The 16021-nt window shown below is 66.2% G+C and carries 10 protein-coding genes and 1 pseudogene; 7 read left to right on the forward strand and 4 right to left on the reverse strand.

What is annotated here, in order from left to right:
* Window positions 1–103: 103 nt before the first annotated feature.
* The gene (locus tag ACJH6J_RS20825; protein ID WP_212811974.1) at window positions 104–796 is read left to right on the forward strand and encodes a cupin domain-containing protein; all 693 of its coding nucleotides are present in this window, start codon (window positions 104–106) and stop codon (window positions 794–796) included.
* Window positions 797–803: 7 nt separating this feature from the next.
* On the opposite strand, the gene ACJH6J_RS20830 is transcribed toward ACJH6J_RS20825, so the two are convergent.
* Both ACJH6J_RS20830 and ACJH6J_RS20835 read right to left on the reverse strand, forming a co-directional pair.
* Window positions 804–1073, reverse strand: a complete 270-nt coding sequence (locus ACJH6J_RS20830) for a metal-sensitive transcriptional regulator (protein WP_212811975.1) — start codon at window positions 1071–1073, stop codon at window positions 804–806.
* Between the two features lie 55 nt (window positions 1074–1128).
* Complete coding sequence (locus tag ACJH6J_RS20835; RefSeq protein WP_212811976.1) at window positions 1129–2310, reverse strand: NAD(P)/FAD-dependent oxidoreductase; 1182 nt, start codon at window positions 2308–2310, stop codon at window positions 1129–1131.
* A gap of 438 nt (window positions 2311–2748) precedes the next feature.
* Here ACJH6J_RS20835 and ACJH6J_RS20840 point away from each other — a divergent pair, with 438 nt between their 5' ends.
* Together ACJH6J_RS20840 and ACJH6J_RS20845 are read left to right on the forward strand one after the other, a co-directional pair.
* Window positions 2749–3180, forward strand: coding sequence for an MmpS family transport accessory protein (locus ACJH6J_RS20840; RefSeq protein ID WP_212811977.1), 432 nt, complete (start codon window positions 2749–2751; stop codon window positions 3178–3180).
* Window positions 3177–6026, forward strand: coding sequence for an RND family transporter (locus tag ACJH6J_RS20845; RefSeq protein ID WP_406804468.1), 2850 nt, complete (start codon window positions 3177–3179; stop codon window positions 6024–6026). The genes ACJH6J_RS20840 and ACJH6J_RS20845 overlap by 4 nt, the downstream gene beginning before the upstream one ends.
* Here ACJH6J_RS20845 and ACJH6J_RS20850 read toward each other — a convergent pair whose 3' ends face one another.
* On the reverse strand, window positions 6027–7562 hold the full coding sequence (locus ACJH6J_RS20850; RefSeq protein WP_406804484.1) for a PucR family transcriptional regulator: 1536 nt from the start codon (window positions 7560–7562) through the stop codon (window positions 6027–6029).
* A 147-nt stretch (window positions 7563–7709) separates the two neighbouring features.
* On the opposite strand from ACJH6J_RS20850, the gene ACJH6J_RS20855 reads away from it, so the two are divergent.
* The 4 genes and pseudogenes from ACJH6J_RS20855 to ACJH6J_RS20870 all read left to right on the forward strand — a co-directional run bounded on the left by ACJH6J_RS20855 (window position 7710) and on the right by ACJH6J_RS20870 (window position 13548).
* On the forward strand, window positions 7710–9140 hold the full coding sequence (locus tag ACJH6J_RS20855; protein ID WP_267325009.1) for a gamma-aminobutyraldehyde dehydrogenase: 1431 nt from the start codon (window positions 7710–7712) through the stop codon (window positions 9138–9140).
* 75 nt (window positions 9141–9215) lie between these two features.
* Window positions 9216–11159 (forward strand): annotated as a pseudogene (locus ACJH6J_RS20860) (primary-amine oxidase).
* 3 nt (window positions 11160–11162) lie between these two features.
* The gene (locus tag ACJH6J_RS20865; RefSeq protein WP_406804469.1) at window positions 11163–12014 is read left to right on the forward strand and encodes a universal stress protein; all 852 of its coding nucleotides are present in this window, start codon (window positions 11163–11165) and stop codon (window positions 12012–12014) included.
* The gene (locus tag ACJH6J_RS20870; RefSeq protein WP_406804470.1) at window positions 12007–13548 is read left to right on the forward strand and encodes an APC family permease; all 1542 of its coding nucleotides are present in this window, start codon (window positions 12007–12009) and stop codon (window positions 13546–13548) included. The genes ACJH6J_RS20865 and ACJH6J_RS20870 overlap by 8 nt, the downstream gene beginning before the upstream one ends.
* A gap of 410 nt (window positions 13549–13958) precedes the next feature.
* On the opposite strand, the gene ACJH6J_RS20875 is transcribed toward ACJH6J_RS20870, so the two are convergent.
* Window positions 13959–15980: a fatty acid desaturase gene (locus ACJH6J_RS20875; protein WP_406804471.1), complete on the reverse strand. Its 2022-nt coding sequence runs from the start codon at window positions 15978–15980 to the stop codon at window positions 13959–13961.
* Between the last annotated feature and the right edge of the window lie 41 nt (window positions 15981–16021).

Consider the following 16021-nt stretch of genomic DNA (forward strand, 5'->3'; position numbering starts at 1 on the left):
AAGTCGCTACCGCAGGCATCAATTCCGTATTGCAGCCAGCAGGAAGACGCGGTTGGGTGCCAGCGCTGACGACAACGGCCCGGACGCCGGTGAATCTGTCCACATGATGATCAATCGACGGACGATGCTCGGCGGTGCGGGCGCAGTCGGGGTTGCGGCGATCGCCGGCGCCGGCGCCGACCGCGCGTTCTCAACCCCTCTGCCCCGCAAGGAAACTCAGGAAAACACCATGACCGACAACGCCGCCCGGTTCGGCAACCCGCGCATCCCGGCCGAGCTGAACACGGCACAGCCGCACATGTTCCACCTCGGCGCCCTGGCGCCCACCCAGTTCGAGGGCGGCACGCTGCGCCAAGCCTACGAAGGCAATTGGCCGATACTCACCGGACAGGAAGCCAGCGTGGTGATGGTCACCCTGGAGCCCGGTGGCATCCGGGAACCGCACTGGCACCCCAGCGCCTGGGAGATCAATGTCATCACCAGCGGTGTGGCGACCTGGACCCTGCTCGATCCGATGGGGCACTCCGAGCAGTTCGAGGCCAACGTCGGCGACGTGGTGTTCGCGCCGCAGGGCTCACTGCACTACTTCGAGAACAAGGGCACCCAGAATCTGAGTCTGCTGATCGTGTTCAACGCCAGCACCCAGGAGGGCGAAGACGACATCGGCATCGGAGCGTCCATCAGCAAGCTGCCGCCCGATGTTCTCGGCGCCGTGTTCGGCGTTCCCGCAGACACTTTCACCAAGTTCAAGAAGATCGACCAGTCGCTCACCATCATCAAGCGGCCGGCCCACTGAGCCGGCCTCACGCCAGCGACAGGAACAGCTTCTCCAACTCGGCCTCGGTCATCGGGTCACGGCCCTCCGCGGCGTTGCCGGCCAGGCACTCGCGGAGGCCCGTGGCGACGATCTTGAATCCCGCCCGGTCGAGTGCCTTCGACACCGCCGCGAGCTGCGTGACGATGTCCTTGCATTCGCGGCCCTGCTCGATCATCGAGATGACACCGGCCAGCTGTCCCTGCGCGCGGCGCAACCGGGCCAGAACGGCGGCCATGGCCTCTTCATCGCCGACCATGTCGCACCTGCCTTTCCTTGGTTCACGGTCCGAGCCCGCTATACCCCTCAGGGTATCAGCGGCCGGCCGGGACGGCAGCGCGCTCCCACAGCGCCCGCCACTCGTTCTCTTCGGTCTGCTTGTCGCGGTGGAGCAGTTCGGACGGCTCGGTCAGATGGATCGTCGGGTGCGGCGTCGCAAAGAAGTTGCCCTTGCCCTGCGCCGAGACATGGCCGCCGACGTCGATGTAGCAGTAGCCCTCGCCCGACATCGCCGCACCGTCGCCGACCCGCCCGAGGTAGCGCAGCGCGTTGCGGGCCGCCGCCCTCGCCCCGTTCTTCGCGAAGATCGCCGCCTTGGGCAGCGGTCGCCCCGACTCGGCGGTCACGGCGGCCGCGTCACCGATGGCGAAGATGCCCGGGTACCCGGTGGCCATCTCGGCGTCGACGGTGATCCAACCCGCGCCGTCGATCGTCACGGCCGGCTCGTGGGGCGGGACGAACACCAGGAGATCGAACTCGGTGGCGGTGCCGTCGGCGAAGTGGATCACCTTGTGCTCGGCGTCGATGCGCTCGACGGCATGCTCGCCATGGAAGCCGATGTCGTTGGCGCCCAGCATCTCCACCAGTTCCAGCCCGGCGTACGGCCCTGCCGAGGGCATGGGCTGCTTCTCCGGGGTGTACACCGCGATGTCGGTGGCCTCCCGGTGACCGTTGTCCCGCAACAGGTCCGCGGCCAGCAGCGCACCCTCGTAGGGGGCGACCGGACAGCGGTACGGCAACGAGGTGACCAGGAAGACGAGCCTGCCACCGGAGAACTGCTGCAACGCGGCGTGCGCGGCCGCGGCAGCCTCGGCGCTGTAGTAGTGCACAGCGGACCCGGCATCGACGGAATCACGCAGCCCCGGCACCTTGTCGATGACGTTGCGGGCACCGGTGGCGATGATCAATGCGTCGAACCCGATCTCGTCGCCGTCGGCCAGCGTCACGACGCGAGCCGAATGATCGATGTCGGCAACGGTCCCGGTGACGGTGTTGACGCCGCGCAGGGCGGAGACCGTGGGCTCGATGGGCACGCTGCCCTCCTCGCGCCAACCGCGCAGTACCCAGGGCAGGGTGAAGCCTAGGAAGTGCGAGAAGTCCTCGTCGACGATGGTCAGGTCGAGATCGTCAAGGGCCACTCCGGATTCGGCGAGTTCCTTGATGACCGACAGACCGCCGATACCGGCGCCGAGGATGACGAGCTTCGTGTCTTTCACGTTCCTACCTCCAGAACTTCATGCGGGACGGTCGATCGGATTTGGGGTGCCCGTCGCACCACTGGCCGGCGGGTACCGTGGCCTTGACGGCGTCGACGTGCATCCCACAGCCCGACCAGGTGGTCTTGCCGCATTGCGAACAACGCTTGGCCTGGCACATGATTCACTCCCTCCGGTGGCCGCGCGGATGATCGAGCCGGTGAGCCATGTTGTGCTCCTTGGCGATTCGATCCGATCAGGCTCTCCGCCGCGGCTCGTACCATTCCTTCATAGCATGCCCCCTGGGGTATGCGCCAACGAACTTGTCGGAGATCTCACACTGACAGCCATACCCTAGGGGGTATGGTACGTTTGGCTTGATTCAATACCCCGAGGGGTATCGCATATTGCGCGTCCACGGGCTACAGCCTGCGTCGTGCGCTGTGAGGGGAGACAACGATGCCACCTGTCCTGGCGAGAATCTGGGTGCCTGCGGTGACCGTGGTCGCCGTCGCGCTGGGCGCGACGGCAGTCACGCAACTGCGCGGCGCGTTCGGCTCCGAACCGATCTTCACCGCCACCGGCCGCACTGCCGAGCCACTCGAGCCGACGCATGTCAAGCATGTGGTCTATGAGGTTTTCGGCCCCACCGGCACCGCGGGCAGCGTCAACTACCTCGATGAGAACGCCCAGCCGGTGCAGGCAAGTTTCGCCGCCCTGCCGTGGACCGTGGAGATCACCACGACCGCACCGGCGACGATCGCGAGCATCGTCGCGCAGGGCGACGGCGACCGGCTCGGATGTCGTATCACCGTGGATGGCGAGGCCCGCCAGGAGCAGTCCGCCCTCGGGCGTGATGCCCAGACCTCGTGTCTGGTCAAGAACGCATGAGCGCCAACAACAGTGACCACGACACCCGCCCGGCGTACATGCGATTCATCCGGCGGTTCGCCTGGCCCATCGTCATCGGCTGGCTGCTGCTCACCGTCGCCCTGAATGTCCTTGTGCCACAGATCGAGTCGGTGGCCCGCGAACACGCGGTGACGATGTCGCCGCAGGACGCCCCGGCTTTGATCGCCGCCAAGAAGATCGGTGCGACGTACCGCGAGTCGGATTCCGACAGCATCGCGATGATCGTTCTCGAGGGCGCGGAGAAACTCGGCTCCGAGGCGCACCGCTATTACGACGGCCTGGTGCGGGCGCTGCGATCGGATCCCGCGCACGTGCAACACGTCCAGGACGTCTGGGGCCACCCACTGACCTCGGCGGGCGTGCAGAGCCGTGACGGCAAGGCGGCCTACGTGCAGCTGAATCTCGCCGGCGACCAGGGCAGCACGCTGGGCAATGAATCGGTCGATCGGGTTCGGGAGATCGTCGAGCGGCAGCCGCCTCCCCCGGGCCTGAAGGTGTATGTCACCGGGCCCGCGCCGCTGACCACCGACATGAACGAGGCCGCCGACAAGAGCATGCTCACGATGATGGGCGTTACGGGTGTCGTCATCATCGTGATGCTGGCCGTGGCCTATCGCTCCGCCGCCACCGTGGTGCTCGTGCTGATCATGGTCGGGTTCGAGATGGGTACCGCCAGAGGCCTGATCGCATTGCTCGGAGACCATGGCCTGCTGAGCTTCTCGACGTTCGTGGTCGCCATGCTGTCGTCGCTCGCCATCGCCGCGGGAACCGACTATGCGATCTTTCTCGTGGGCCGCTATCACGAGGCCCGCCAGGCCGGACAGGACCCGGAAGCCGCCTACTACACCATGTTTCGCGGCACCGCCCACATCATCCTGGGTTCCGGACTGACCATCGCCGGCGCGACACTGTGCCTGCACCTGGCGCGGCTGTCGTACTTCAAGGCGCTGGGTATTCCGTCCGCGCTGGGGCTCGTCGTGGTCGTCGCCGGCGCGCTGACCGCGGCGCCGGCCGTCGTGGCGGTCGCCACCCGGCGGGGCCTGCTCGAACCGAAGCGGATGACCAAGACCAAGGGCTGGCGGCGCATCGGCACCGCCACCGTCCGGTGGCCGGCGCCGATCTTCGTGGCGTCCCTGCTGGTCGCCCTCGTCGGGATCATGTTCATGCCCAGCATGAAACTGAGCTTCGACGACCGCTTCTACATCCCCCGCGATCTGCCGTCGAACGCCGGATACGACGCTGCCGAGCGCCATTTCAGCGCCGCCACGATGAATCCCGACATTCTGATGATCGAAACGGACCACGACATGCGCAACAGCGGCGACATGATCGTTCTGGACAAGCTGGCCAAGGACATCTTCAAGCTGCCGGGAATCGCGATGGTGCAGAGCATCACTCGGCCATACGGGGGCCCGACCGAGCACACGTCGATCCCCTTCCAGGTCAGTGCCCAATCGATTCCGATCCAGCAGAACCTTCAGATCATGAAGGACCGGATGGGCGACATCCTGAGGATGAGTGACGATCTCGGCGGTCTGATCGGACCGATGAAGCGGCTGCAGGTCCTGGTCGACCAGATGAGTGGCGCAACACAGCACCTGGCCGCGGACGTGCACCAGATGCACACGACGATGGGCGAACTGCGTGACAATCTCGCGGATTTCGATGATTTCGCCAGGCCGCTGCGCAACTACTTCTACTGGGAACAGCACTGCACCGACATCCCGGTCTGCGCCGCAACCAGATCCGTCTTCGACGCGATCGACAACGTCGACACGTTCAGTTCCGACATGGCCGCGCTGGGCGCCGACATGGACCGCACCGTGGCGCTGCTGCCGCAGATGAAGGCGCAGTTTCCACCGATGATCGCCACGGTGGAGTCCATGCGCGGCACGCTGCTCGCCTTGCACAGCAGCTTCTCCGGGCTGGTCACCCAGATGTCCGCCATGACCGACACCGCCGGGGCCATGGGCCAGGCCTTCGACGCGTCCCGCAGCGGGGACTTCTTCTACCTGCCGCCAGAAGCTTTTGACAACAAGGACTTTCAGCGCGGCCTGGAGCTGTTCCTGTCCCCCGATGGCAAGGCCGCGCGCTTCATCATCACGCACGCCGAAGACCCGGCCACGCCGGACGGCATCGCCGCGGTGCTGCCGACGCTCGAGACCGCGCATCAATCGGTGAAGGGATCGTCGCTCACCGACGCGAAGTTCTACCTTGCCGGCACCGCCGCGATCTATCGGGACATCCAGTCGGGCTCGCAATACGACCTACTGATTGTCGGCACTGCCGCGCTGACCTTGATCTTCGTCGTCATGCTGCTGATCACGCGAGCCCTGGTCGCGTCGCTGGTGATCGTCGGCACCGTGCTGCTGTCACTCGGTGCGGCATTCGGACTCTCGGTGCTGGTGTGGCAGAACCTGTTGGGACTCGAGTTGAACTGGATCGCACCGGTTTTCGGCCTGATCATCCTGCTGGCGGTCGGCTCCGACTACAACCTGCTGCTGGTCTCCCGGTTCCAGGAGGAAATCGGCGCGGGACTGAAAACCGGCATCATCCGTTCGATGGGCGAGACCGGGAGTGTCGTCACCACAGCCGGTTTGGTGTTCGCCTTCACCATGATGTCGATGGCGGCCAGTGATCTGAGCTCCATCGGCCAGGCCGGGACGACCATCGGCCTCGGGCTGTTGTTCGACACCTTGATCGTTCGGTCGTTGATGACGCCGTCGATCGCGGCGCTCCTGGGCCGATGGTTCTGGTGGCCGCTGCGGCCCACGCGCCGGACGGCGGCGTCACCCGCACAGCACTCCCCCGCTCCGGTGGGCTGATCAGTCGCCCGGTGTCCGCGCCAGGATCGCCAGCAGCAACTCGGCGCGGACCCGCGCGACGGCCAGATCGCAACCGAGCAGCGCCTCGGCGGTCTCGATGCGCTTGCGCATCGTGTGCCGGTGCACGCCGACGGCCGCGGCCGCAGATTCCCAGTGCCCGTTGGCTTCCAGGAAAGCCCGCAGCGACGTGAGCAATCCCGTGCCGAACTCCGCGTCGTGGTCGAGGACCGGAGTCAGGACGGCCGCACCGAGCGCAACCAGCACGTCCCGACTCTCGCCGAACGCCAGCAGTGCGCTGCCGGCCAGCGCGGAGAATTCGATCGGCGGCCGGCCGCATTCCGCGACGGAGGCCGCCAGCCGGGCGTTGTCGACGGCCTCTCCCAATTTGGCCAGCGGCTGAATTCCGCTGAGGCCCAGACGGATGGTTCGGCGCAACGATGCATCAATCCGGTTCACCAACGCGGCGGCGATCTCCTCGGCCTCCGCTCCGGGTAACAGCACCGCCAGCCATTTGTCGGCGCCGTGCACGAACGCCGGCTGGCCGGCCTGGTCCAGCTCATCGACGATCGCGGCGGTCACCTTCTTCAGCAGATTCGCGGTGTCGGCTTCAGCGTTCGTATCCGAATCCGCCTGGACGACAAGCACCCTGATCCGGCCCCGGTGATCGGCCGCCTGAGCCAGCTGCGCCCAGGCCGGCTCCAGGTTGGCTTCACCGGTGAGAATGAGGCCGAACGCCTGTTCGTTGAGCCGCTGCTGCGCCTCCTTCAAGCGCACGGGTTTCTCGAAATCCAAGGCGAGCAACGAGTTTGCGTGGCCCAACAGCACCTGATCGACCGGGCTCAATGCCGTTTCACTGACCACGGCGAGCACCCCGTGCGAGCGGCCACCGACGCGGATGGACTGCTGCGCGACGGTGACGCCCTCGGCCAGCACCGCGACGGCCGACGCGGCCCCGGGCTCGATGGCATCGCGCACCTGGTTGATGGTGGTGACGTTGAGATTGCGCGGGTGGGATGCGATCACCGTGCCGGACGGATCCAGCACCACCACACTGGCCCGCAGCGCCCGCCCCAGTTCCGCGGCGACCTCCTGCGGGCCACCGCTGACGACAGCCCGGGTGATCCGTGGCTGCGCCCGGGACGCCCGCAGCACCGCGTCGTACTGCAGCGCCGCGATGCGCGAACTGACCCGCTGCACGACGGCCGCGAACGGCGTCCGCAACGGAATCTCCAACAGCGGCAGCCCCAGCTCCTCGGCGACTGACACCAGTTCTTCGGGCACGTCGTCGAAGGTGAGCCCGGTACCGAATCCGACTCCGGCGACGCCACTTTCGTGAAGGCGCCGGAGGTACTGCCGCCGGTCCGCAGCAGCCGGCGGCAGACTGATGCCGGTGGTCAGCACCAGCTCACCACCGGACAGCCATTTGGCCGGGTCAGCCAACTCGGTTGTCAGGACCAAACTGATCTCGCCGCCGACGCCGGCAGCACCGCCGCGCAGCCGGATTCGCAGATCAGCTTGGTCCAGCACCCATCGCACCGGAACCGTCACCGGCATGAATGTACAGAATGTCGAAAAACTCCACCGAAAATCCCGTAATTGTCCGATGCTGAAGAGTGTGTGCTGGCGCACACTAAGGCCGCCAGAGACGTGACGGCCTTCCCAGCAAGAGAGCGACGGTACGAGATGCCCGACGGACTTCTTCAGAACTACATCGACGGAAAATTCGTCGATTCGTCGTCGTCGGAGGTCATCGACCTGATCAGCCCGGTGGACGGCTCCGTGGTCGGACAGTCCCCCGTGTCCAACCGCACCGATGTCGACGCCGCGGTGGCCGCCGCCGAGCGCGCGTTCCTCACCTGGGGCAAGACCACGCCCAGCGTGCGGCAACAGGCGCTCCTCAAGCTCGCTGACGCGATCGAGGCCCACAGCGACGAGATCGTCGAGGCGCAGTGCCGCAACACCGGCCAGCTCAAGGCCATGATCGCAGCCGAGGAAGTCGCGGTGAGCGCCGATCAGGTCCGCTTCTTCGCCGGGGCCGCCCGCATGGTCGAAGGCTTGTCCGCCGGTGAGTACATGGAGGGCTTCACCTCCTATGTGCGGCGCGAGCCGATCGGCGTCGTCGGCCAGGTGACCCCGTGGAACTACCCGTTCATGATGGCGATCTGGAAGATCTGCCCGGCCCTGGCCACCGGCAACACCGTCGTCCTCAAGCCCAGCGACACCACCCCCGAGAGCACGCTGGTGCTGGCCCGGATCAGCCAGGGCATCCTGCCCGACGGCGTGTTCAACGTCGTTCTCGGCACCGGCGCCACCGGCGCCGAGCTGGTCGACCACCCGGCGCTCGGCCTGGTGTCCATCACGGGTTCTGTCCGTGCCGGTGTCGCCGTGGCCTCGGCAGCCGCCCAGCAGCTCAAGCGCAGCCACCTCGAACTCGGCGGCAAGGCGCCCGCCGTGGTGTTCGGCGACGTCGACATCACCAAGGCCGCAACCGGTATCGCGCAGGCCGCGTTCTTCAACGCCGGCCAGGACTGCACCGCGGCCACGCGCGTCATCGTGCACGAGTCGATCCACGACCAGTTCGTCGACGCCCTCGTCGAGGCGGCACAGACCTTGCGGCCCGGACTCCCCGACGACGCCGACGCGTTCTACGGGCCGCTCAACAACGTCAACCACTTCACCACGGTCAGCCAGAAGATCTCCGCGCTACCGGAGCACGCCACCATCGTCACCGGCGGAAAACAACTGGGCGACAAAGGCTTCTACTTCGAGCCGACCGTCATCACCGGCGTCCGCCAGGATGACGCCATCGTGCAGGACGAGACGTTCGGTCCCATCCTGACGGTGCAGCCGTTCAGCTCCGACGACCAGGCCATCGAACTCGCCAACGGCGTCCGGTACGCCCTGGCCTCGAGCGTCTGGACGAAAGACCACGCGACCGCCGAGAAGTTCAGCCGTGCACTCGATTTCGGCGCGGTGTGGGTGAACTGCCACATCCCGCTGGTTGCCGAGATGCCCCACGGCGGATTCAAGTACTCCGGCTACGGCAAGGACCTGTCGATCTATGGCGTCGAGGACTACACCCGGATCAAGCACGTCATGAGTGCCCACGACTGATCCGACCGTCGCTTTTCTCCCCCGCGAGTTCTCTCCTCGCGACCCGAATCCACCCTGCCGACAGGAGCCCCCTCGATGTCCGACACCTTCCATCCCCTCGATCCCCTGACCGCACCCGAATTCGCCAAGGTCGCCGAGATTCTCGCGGCCGCACACGGTGTCGGTTAGGGTTGGCGATACACCTCCATCGAGATGGTGGAACCCGCCAAGGCAGAGGTCGCCGCGTTCGACGCGACCGGCACCGTGCCGGACCGGCGCGCACTGGCGACGCTGCTCGACACCGCGAACAACCGCACCTACAAGGGCGTCGTATCACTGACCGCGGTGTCGGTGCTGTCGTGGGACCACATCCCGGGCGTGCAGCCCAACTTCACCGTCGATGAGTGGGAAGAGGCCGACGAGGTGCTGCGCAAGCACCCGGACGTCATTGCGGCCCTGGCCAAACGCGGGTTCACCGACATGGACCTGGTGTTCATGGACACCTGGACCTACGGCGACGCCGTGATGCCGGAGAAGTACAAGGACCGCCGCCTGGGCTGGACCGACACCTGGGTACGGGCCGCCGACGGCGCCAACCCCTACGCCGGTCCCGTCAACGGCTTCCACTGTGTCATCGACATGAACACCATGGAGCTGCTGGAGATCGAGGACACCTTCACGGTCGAGCGGCCGCAGATGATGGGCGAGTATGTGCCGCAGCACATTCCCGAGCGCATCCGCAACGTCGGTACCCGGGAGCCGCTGCAGCCGCTCAACATCACTCAGCCCGAAGGGGTTTCCTTCACGCTCGAGGGCAACCTGCTGAAGTGGCAGAACTGGTCGCTGCGCGTCGGGTTCAACTACCGCGAGGGCATGACGCTGCACGCCGTGAGCTACAACGACAACGGCAACGTGCGGTCGGTGGCCAACCGGATGTCGTTCGCCGAGATGATGGTGCCCTACCGCGATCACTGCGAAGACCATTACCGCCGAACGGCTTTCGACATCGGCGAGTGGGGCATCGGCTTCATGACCACCTCGCTGGAGCTGGGTTGTGACTGTCTCGGCGAGATCCGCTACCTGGACGCCGTGCTGCACAACAGCAAGGGCGAGCCGTACACCATCAAGAACGCCATCTGCATCCACGAAGAAGACAACGCCGTGCTGTGGAAGCACGTCGACCACCACCACGGCGCCGAGGTGCGCCGGATGCGCCGGCTCACGGTGTCGTTCCACGTCACCGTCGCCAACTACGAGTACCTCACCTACTGGCGGTTCTACCAGGACGGCAACATCGAATGTGAGGTCCGCGCAACGGGAATCATGGTGGTGAGCAACTTCCCGGAGGGTCAGGCCCACCCGCACGGCACGTTGGTCGACCACCGTACCTACGCGCCCTACCACCAGCACTTCCTCGTCGCCCGACTCGACCTCGACGTCGACGGCACCGAGAACACCGTGTACGCCAGCGAGACCGAGATCGAACCGATGGGGCCGGACAACCCCTACGGGCTGTCGCTGCGCCAGCGCAACACCCCGCTGCGCACCGAGGCAGAGGGCAAGCAGGACATGAACTTCCAGACCCAGCGGGCATGGAAGGTCGTCAACGACAACGTCCGCAACGGCATCGGCACCCCGCCGGCCTACAAGCTGGTGCCCGGCGGCGCCTTCCCGGCCATGTTCGATCCGAACTCCCCCGTCCTGGCGCGCTGCCGCGCCATCGAGCACACCGTGTGGGTCACCCCCAACTCTCCCGACGAGCGCTGGCCCGCAGGTGAATTCGTCACGCAGAGCAAGGAAGACACCGGTCTGCCGATGTGGACCGAGGCCAACCGCTCGATCGAGAACACCGACGTCGTGTTGTGGTACGTCTTCGGCATCCACCACATCACCCGTCCAGAAGACTGGCCGATCATGCCGGCGGACACCGTCAGCTTCTGGCTCAAGCCGGTCGGCTTCTTCGATCGCAACCCGTCGATCGACGTCGCGCCGACACCGCCGAAGGCGTGCCACATGTCCTCCAACTGTGAAGAAGGCTAGCCCGTGAGCAATCCACGAATCGCCGTCGCGTATCTCGCGACACCCGGTGGTGACGACGCCGTCGCCGTCGGCGAGCAGATCGCCCGCACCCTCGGCGCCGAGATCGATCTGTGCATGGTGCTGCCGCGCGAACGGTCGGCCCTCGCCACCACGCCCGGCGGCATCCTGCAGCGCGAAGCCGAAAGTTGGCTCGCCGCAGCCGCGGCCGGGGTCCCCAGCGACCTCAAGGTGACGACCCACCTGAGCTTCGACGAGTCCAGCACGGCGGGCCTGATCGCCGCGGCAGAGGCCGCCGGGGCCGAGGCCCTCGTGGTCGGCGGCGCCGGCGGCGGTATCGCCGGCTCGTTGTCCCTCGGGTCGGTGGTCAACGATCTGGTGCACGCCTCACCGATTCCGGTGGTCATCGCACCGCGCGGCGCCCGCCTGAAGCACAATGACCGGATTCGGGAAGTCACGTGCGCCGTCGGCACCCGGCCGGGCGCCAAGGCGCTCCTGGACAGCGCGCTGCGGCTCTGCCGGGACACCGGGACACCGCTGCGCCTGGTGTCGCTGGTCGCCGTCGACGACGCCGACGACCTGGAACTGGCCCAGCAGCACGCCCAGAACGCCCTCGACCAGGCGAAAGCATTTCTGCCGGCAGACATTCCGGTCACGTCGCGCGTCGCCACCGGCACGGGTGTCGAGGACGCCGTCAACAAACTCGGCTGGCATGACGGCGACGTGATCATGGTCGGGTCCAGCCGGCTCGCACAGCCCCGCCGGCTCTTCCTGGGATCGACCGCGGCAAAAATGCTGCGCGTCCTGCAGGTCCCCATGATCGTGGTTCCGAAAGATGAAGGGGCTGATAATGACTGAACAACTGGCCGATTCCGACCTCGCTCGCGTAGAGCGGGAAGAAGGCCTCGTCGCCAAGGGCCTCGCCGCAGGCAGAATCGGCACCATCACCGGGGCAATCCTCGGTATCTCGACCGTGGCGCCGGGCTACACGCTCACGGCCAGCATCGGGCTGATCGTCGCGGCGGTCGGGCTGAAGATGCCGGCCATCCTGATCGCCGGCTTCATCCCGATGTTCCTGACCGCCTACGCGTACCGCGAACTCAACTCACGGGCACCCGACTGCGGTGCGTCGTTCACCTGGTCCACCAAAGCTTTCGGCCCGTATGTCGGCTGGATGTGCGGCTGGGGCATGGTGATCGCCACCATCATCGTGCTGTCCAATCTGGCCTCGATCGGCGTCCAGTTCGGCTACGAATTCCTGGGCAAGGTGCTTCACAACGAGAAACTCGCCACGCTCTCGGCCGACAATGTCTGGGTCAACATCGGGTCCACCGTCGCGCTGCTGGCCATCGCCACCTACATCTCCTGCCGTGGCATCACGACCAGCGAGAAGGTGCAGTACGTCCTGGTCGGCTTCCAGATGATCGTGCTCATCACGTTCTCGATCGTCGCGATCGTGCGGTCGGGCGGCGTCGAAGGACACCTGAACTTCGACATCGACTGGTTCGACCCGTTCACCGGATTGACCATGAGCGCCTTCGTGATCGGGCTCATCGGCTCCATCTTCGCGTTCTGGGGCTGGGACACCTGCCTGACCCTCGGCGAGGAATGCAAGGACCCCACCAAGGTCCCCGGCCGCGCCGGATTGCTCTGCGTCCTGTCGATTCTGCTGACGTACCTCCTCGTCGCGGTCGCGGTGATGATGTACGCCGGGATCGGCGACACCGGCCTGGGACTGGGCAACAAGGACAACGCGGCCAACGTCTTCGGCGCGCTGGCCTATCCGGTCCTCGGCGATTGGGGCGGCCCGTTGCTGCTGCTGGCGGTGTTCGCCTCGTCGATCGCCAGTCTGCAGACCACCGTGCTGCCGGCCGCCCGCACCATGCTGGCGATGGGCACCTACGGCGCCTTCCCCAAGCGGTTCGCCAGCGTCAGCCCCCGCACGCTGTCGCCCGTGTTCAGCACTGTGGTCGCCGGCGTCGTCACCGCCGCGTTCTACACCATCGTGACGCTGCTGTCCGAGCGCACCTTGCTGGATACCATTGCCGCCCTTGGCATCATGATCTGCTGGTACTACGGCATCACGGCATTCGCCTGTGTGTGGTTCTTCCGCAAGGAGCTGTTTCTCAACGCGCACAACGTCGTCTACAAGCTGGTGTTCCCGCTACTCGGTGGCATCATGCTGCTTTCGGTGTTCGTCAAATCGGTGCTTGTCAGCATGGATCCGACGGCCAGCGGCAGCGGCGCGGAAATCGGCGGCATCGGGCTGGTGTTCTATCTGGGCTTCGGCATCCTGATCTTCGGCGCGGTGCTCATGCTCGGCATGCGCGCCACCCAGCCGGCGTTCTTCCGGGGCGAGACCCTGACCATGGACACTCCCCCGCTGCCCTGAGTGAACTCGGACGCGCCCCGTCATGCTTCGGCGTGGCGGGGCGCTTCTCTTTTGGCCGGCCAATTGCCCTGTGCCGGTTGACTCTGCGGTCTGGGCGGGGATTGTCGAGTAGCCATGTGCGTAGACGCAGAGTCAACGCCCGGGCCGAGCATGCCCCTGTTGACCCTGCAACCTGGGCGCGAATTGCCGAGTAAGCGTGTACGTAGGCGCGGGATCAACGCCATCCGACGTTCACCCTGCAACCTGGGCGCGAATTGTCGAGTAACCATGTGCCAGGGTGCAGAGTCGACGCCCAGGCCGAGCATGCCCCTGTTGACCCTGCAACCTGGGCGCGAATTGCCGAGTAACCATGTACGTAGGCGCAGGATCAACGCCCAGGCCGGCGCGAAACCGGCCAGACAAGTACCCGGTCAGCCGTCGTAGTCGACCGACACCGTCGGGCTGGTCGGATGTGACTGGCAGGTGAGGATGTAGCCGGCGTCGAGGTCGTTGCACCCGAGGGCGAAGTTCTGGTCCATCTCGACCGTGCCGCCAAGCAGTTTGGCCCGGCAGGTGCCGCACGCACCACCCATGCACGAGTAGGGCGCGCCGATTCCCGCCTGCAGTGCGCTTTCCAGGATCGTGTCGCCGGCGGCGAGACCGAAAGTCTGCTTCTTTCCGGACAATCGGACGGTGACGGTGGCCGACTGGTGGTCGCGCACAGGCGCGTCGCCGCGGTCGAAGCCGGTGAACAATTCCAGATGGATCCGCTCGGGTTCGACGCCACCCTCGATCAGCGTCTCGCGCGCACCGGTGGACATCGCCGCCGGGCCGCACAGGAACCACTCGTCCACGCTGTCGGGACGAAGGTCGCCCGCGAGCCAGCCGATCACGCGTTCCGCATCGATGCGTCCGGACAGCTCCGGGGTATGCCGCGGCTCGGCCGACAACACGTGCCGGATTTCGAGGCGGTCGGCATAGCGGGATTCGAGACGGTCGAGTTCGGCGCGGAACATCGTCGACTCTTTGGTGCGGTTGCCGTAGATGAGCGTGAACCGGCTCTCGGTTTCGAGCTCCATGACGGTCGCCAGGATCGACAGCACCGGGGTGATGCCGCTGCCGGCCACCAGCCCGACGTAATGCTTGCGGTGCAGCGGATGCAGGGCAGAGCTGAAGCTGCCGGCCGGAGTCATCACCTCCAGGACGTCGCCGGCCCTGAGGTGCTCGGCCACGAATCCCGAGAATGTCCCTCCCGGAATGTGTTTCACCGCGATCCGCAGCTGGGCCCGCGTGGCCGGCGCGCAGATCGAATAGCTGCGGCGCACGCCCTCGCCCCCCAGGTCGGTGCGCACCGAGACGTGCTGGCCGGGTTCGAACCGGAACTGGTCCTGCAGTGCCTCGGGAACGGCGAAGGTCACCAATGTGCTGTCTGCGGTGATCGGGTCGACCGCGGCCACCGGGATTCGGTGGAACACCGCGTGCGGTGAACTCGAGCGCGCCGGCATCCGCACCGGCAGCAGCCGACCGAGCTTGCCGTTCAGTTGCTTCCACTCCCGGAATTCGCCGGAGTCGAGCCCCTGCCCGAACACCGTGGAGATCGCGGCGTTCCGGTCCAGGTAGGCCTCCTCGTTGCGGCGCCAGGTCTTGGTATAGCGGTAGAACGGCACCGACGGGTGCAGGTGGTGCACCAGGTGGTAGTTCTGCGACAGCATCAACGGGGTGTAGAGCCACTCCATCCCCACGCGGGTTCTGGTCGCCCGGTAGCGGTCACTGCGTTGAGTGTCCGCCAACCCGTGGTGCGGCATCCAGTCGAACCACCACGCCAAGACGACCACCGCGATGCGCTGCGGAATGACGAAGACGACGGCCAGCGTCCAGAAGTGGCCCGACATGATCGCGACGATCAACCCGGCCACCGAAATGGCCACGCATGCCAGGGTTTCAGCGACCTCGGCCTTGGGACGACCGCGAACCTTGCGGATCAGATAAGTGCCGTACGAAACGTCGAGTACGGCCCAGCGGAACGGCAGTTGCCACGCCGGCCCATGGGAGGCGAAGGTGTCCGGATCGTTCTCGTCGTCGTTCGAATGCCGGTGGTGCTCAATGTGAATGAACCCGAACGAGGGGAACGAGATCAGCGGCTGGACGAACGGCACAGCCAGCCGTCCGAACAAGCCGTTGACCCAGCGCGTCGAGCTGATGGCATAGTGCACGGCGTCGTGGACGACGGTGAACATCGTGAAGGTCACCACCGCGTTGACCACGATGGGCACCCACATCGGAGCGGCGCCGCCCAGATAAGCGACGGTCGACGTGACGAATGCCGCGGCGCCCGCGAGAAACAGCGCGACAGTCGGCCATGCCAACTTCGGCACCTGCTCGCCCGGATCGGGCAACGCCGTTCGCGCGGCGGGTTGGCTTTCTGCCCGGTCGGCCACTTCGACTGACGACATTCGACACTCCGTCTTTCGGGCAACCCTCGTTGGTTGCGTCT

It is taken from the genome of Mycobacterium sp. SMC-18 (assembly GCF_045310895.1).
Lineage (GTDB): Bacteria > Actinomycetota > Actinomycetes > Mycobacteriales > Mycobacteriaceae > Mycobacterium.